The sequence below is a fragment of the uncultured Nevskia sp. genome, from assembly GCF_903885465.1.
In the GTDB taxonomy this organism is placed as follows: domain Bacteria; phylum Pseudomonadota; class Gammaproteobacteria; order Nevskiales; family Nevskiaceae; genus Nevskia.
On the sequence record NZ_CAISIQ010000304.1, the window covers coordinates 1 to 3789 of the forward strand.

The 3789-nt window shown below is 64.8% G+C and carries 4 protein-coding genes; 3 read left to right on the forward strand and 1 reads right to left on the reverse strand.

Annotated elements, in window-relative coordinates; translation table 11 throughout:
• Positions 1–247 precede the first annotated feature (247 nt).
• Positions 248–1354 carry a tRNA epoxyqueuosine(34) reductase QueG gene (gene queG, locus QZY06_RS11755; RefSeq protein WP_295684445.1) on the reverse strand — a complete coding sequence of 369 codons (1107 nt, stop codon included), beginning with the start codon at positions 1352–1354 and terminating at the stop codon, positions 248–250.
• A gap of 37 nt (positions 1355–1391) precedes the next feature.
• On the opposite strand from queG, the gene QZY06_RS11760 reads away from it, so the two are divergent.
• The 3 genes from QZY06_RS11760 to QZY06_RS11770 form a co-directional block, all read left to right on the forward strand.
• Positions 1392–2888, forward strand: coding sequence for an NAD(P)H-hydrate dehydratase (locus QZY06_RS11760; protein WP_295684448.1), 1497 nt, complete (start codon positions 1392–1394; stop codon positions 2886–2888).
• The gene (gene tsaE / locus QZY06_RS11765) at positions 2885–3367 is read left to right on the forward strand and encodes a tRNA (adenosine(37)-N6)-threonylcarbamoyltransferase complex ATPase subunit type 1 TsaE (RefSeq protein WP_295684451.1); all 483 of its coding nucleotides are present in this window, start codon (positions 2885–2887) and stop codon (positions 3365–3367) included. The genes QZY06_RS11760 and tsaE overlap by 4 nt, the downstream gene beginning before the upstream one ends.
• A 139-nt stretch (positions 3368–3506) precedes the next feature.
• On the forward strand, positions 3507–3789 hold a 283-nt coding region (locus QZY06_RS11770), incomplete at its 3' end, for an AMIN domain-containing protein (RefSeq protein WP_295684454.1).

Below are 3789 nucleotides of genomic sequence, written 5' to 3' on the forward strand. Positions count from 1 at the left end.
GATCAGGTGGTGCCCTGGGTCGCGCTTGGCAATGCTCGCTACGCGCAGAAGGACTGGGCCGGCGCGCAGGAGGCCTATCTCGAATCGTTGCGCCTGAAGGCCTGCAACCCGGTGGTACGCAATAACCTGGCGCTGGTGCTGCTGGAGCGTCACTGCGTCGATCTTGCGGAGCAGCAGGTCGACCAGGCCTTGAAAGGCGAGACCGATGCCGCGCTGAAGGCGGCGTATGAGGAAACCCGGCAGAAGATCAGTGGCTATCAAGGGCCGTCGATCTACTGCCCGCCGCCGGACGACGCTGCAGCGCCCATCGAATATGAGATTGCACCGTTGAATCCGGAAACGCCGAACGCGAATCGAGTGCGGCGACGAGCGCGCTAGCCGCGCCTTCGCTCAGCCGGGCATCGGCCAGCGCATTGCCGATCGCCACCGCGATGTTGCGCAGCCAACGCAGGTGGCCGGCGCGGCGCAAGGCCATGCCTTCGGTGCGGCTCAGATATTCGTCTTCGGTCCAGGCAAACAGCTCGATCAGTCGCGCGGTGTCCAGGCCGTGGCGCGGCGCGAAATCCGGTGTGGCGTCGAGCTTCGCGTAGCGGTTCCACGGACAGGCAAGCTGGCAATCGTCGCAGCCGAAGATGCGGTTGCCGATCGCTGGCCGCAGTTCCTCGGGAATGTCGCCGTGGTGCTCGATGGTCAGATAGGAAATGCAGCGCCGCGCATCGAGCCGGTACGGGCCGATGATCGCCTGGGTCGGGCAGATGTCGATGCAGGCCGTGCAGCTGCCACAACGCGGTGTGACCGGTTGCGCAGGCACAGCGTCGATCGGCAGATCGGTATAGATCTCGCCGAGAAAGAACCAGGAGCCAGCTTCGCGATTGAGCACCAGCGTGTGCTTGCCGATCCAGCCGAGCCCGGCATTGCGGGCCAGCGCTTTCTCGAGCACCGGCGCGCTGTCGGCAAACACCCGATAGCCGTGCGGCGCGATGGCCTGGGTGAGCTGTTCGGCGAGCGCCTTGAGCCGCTTGCGCATCAGCTTGTGGTAATCGCGACCCAAGGCATAACGCGAGATGTAGGCGGCCTCCGGATCGGCGAGCACGGTGTCGGCATCTTCGGCAGACGGCCGATAGTCGAGCCGCACGCTGATCACCGTGATCGTGCCTGGATGCAGCTGCGCGGGGTTTGCACGCAGCGCCGCGTGCTCAGCCATCCAGCCCATGCCGCCGTGCAGGCCTTCATCGAGCCAGCGACGCAGATGAGCGTGATCGTCGTCCAGCGCCAGGCTGGCAATGCCGGCATCGGCGAAGCCCAGCGCGCGAGCTCGATCGCGAATTTCCGTCGCCCAATCGCGAGGTACCACGAGGGGTTCAGAAGGGGCGGACACTTATACTGGCGGCATGGAAAACATTGCGGCGCGATTGTATTCCGCAGCCCAGGTGCGCGAACTGGATCGGCGCGCAATCGAGGACTGCGGCATCCCTGGTTACACACTCATGCAGCGCGCCGCACTGGCCGCATGGCGGGCCGCTCAGGCGCGCTGGCCGCAGCTTAGAGCCGTCATCGTTCTCTGCGGGCCCGGCAACAACGGTGGTGACGGTTACGAGCTGGCGTGTCTTGCGCGGGCTGATGGCTGCAAGGTACGGGTGTTCGAATGCGAAGACTTGCCGCGTCGCGGCGATGCCCTGACGGCGCGTGCGGCTTGGCTAGCGGTTGGCTCGATCGAGCGCTGGTCGCTTACGTCTGGCGAAGCGCTGCTCACGGTCGATCTGATCGTCGACGCGCTGTACGGCATCGGCCTGAGCCGAGCGCCGGAAGGAGAAACTGCCGACGCTATCGTCACGGCCAATGTCGCCAAGGCGAATGGCGCCGCGGTGCTGGCGCTCGACATTCCCTCCGGCCTGATCGCCGATACCGGCCATATGCCGGGCGTGGTGATCAATGCCGACATGACGATGACTTTCATCGCCGAAAAGATCGGCTTGCTGACTGGCCAAGGGCCGGCATTCACGGGCCAAGTGGAACTTGCGACATTGGACGTGCCGGAACGTGTTCACGACGGCTTGATCCCGATCGCCCAGCGCATCGACGCCGAGGACCTGCACCGCTGGCTGCCACGCCGTAGCCGCACCGGCCACAAGGGCGATCATGGCCATGTGCTGCTGATCGGCGGAGACCACGGCATGCTCGGCGCGATCCTGCTCGCCGGCCGAGCCGCGCTCCGCGCTGGCGCCGGATTGGTGACCATCGCGACCCGCGCTGTGCATGCGCCGCTGCTCGCGGCCGCGCAGCCGGATCTGATGGTGCGTGGTGTCGAATCGGCCTCCGAACTGGCAATGCTGATCGCCCGCGCCGATGTCATTGCAGTCGGTCCAGGACTGGGTACGGACGATTGGAGCCGGATGATGTTCGGCGCGGCGATGGCGGCGACGCTGCCGATGGTGATCGACGCCGATGCCTTGAATCTGCTCGCGCAGCAGTCGCCCTCACGCCGAAGGGATGACTGGCTGCTGACGCCCCATCCAGGCGAAGCCGGCCGCCTGCTCGGCTGCAGTACTGCGGCTGTGCAGCAAAATCGAATCGCTGCCGTACAAGCGCTGCAGGCCCGTTACGGTGGTGCAGTGGTGCTCAAAGGTGCCGGCAGCCTGATCGCCGACGGCGCAGTGCTGCGGCTCTGTCCTTACGGCAATCCAGGTATGGGTGTCGGTGGCATGGGCGATGTGCTGACCGGTATCAGCGCCGCATTTCTTGCCCAGGACTTGCCGCTGGGCATTGCGGCAGCGGCGGCGGTGACGGTGCATGCCAGAGCCGGTGATGCCGTCGCGGCCGCGGGCGGTGAGCGCGGGCTGATTGCTTCCGATGTTGTCGATGCGCTGCGTGCGCAGGTCAATCCATGAGCCGAATGACGATCAAGCTTGCTGACGATATCGCGACCGAAGCACTCGGTGCGCGACTCGCGGCCGAGACCGCGTCTCAGCCGGGCGGGGTGATCTACCTGCAGGGCACGCTCGGCGCTGGCAAGACCACCTTGGCGCGTGGTTTTCTGCGCTCGCTGGGCGTCAACGGCACGATCCGAAGCCCCACTTACACGCTGATCGAGCCGTATCGGATCGGCGATCAGGACCTGCTGCACATGGACCTGTATCGCCTGAAACATCCGGATGAACTGGAGGGTCTGGGCCTCGACGATTACTCGCCATCAGGCTGCTGGTGGCTGGTCGAATGGCCGGAATGCGGCACTGGTTTTCTGCCGCCGGCGAGCCTCGTCGTGCGGCTGTCGGCTGATGGTGACGGGCGCTTGGCGGAGCTTGAAACGACACCCGAATGGCCGCTCATCGTTGCGCGCTGGCCGGAAATCGTGCCGGAATCTCGATAGAACATGAGGTAGTTTCTACTAAGCACTGATTTCGATACGAAAATTCTTCGAAATCTGTTGAAGTCACGGCCGCTACGCCGTATCTTCTGGCTTTGATCGACCCCGATGGGGCTTCATGCGCGCATTGACTGGATTTTTGTTGCTTCTGACCGTGCAGTCTGCTGCCGCAACGGAGCTGCGCGAGCTGCGCCTGCTCGACGGTCCGGATTCGACGCGCGTGGTCTTCGATCTCGACGCCGAAACCAAGCCGAAGGTTTTCACGCTCGCCAATCCTGATCGTGTGGTCATCGATTTCAGCGATGCCCGTCGCGGCTCAGCTCTGCCGTCGAGCAGCGCTGGCGCCGGCCTGATCAAGGCCTTGCGCACCGGCCCGCGCGACAAGGGTCTGCGTGTCGTGCTCGATGTCAGTGAGAAAGTTCAGC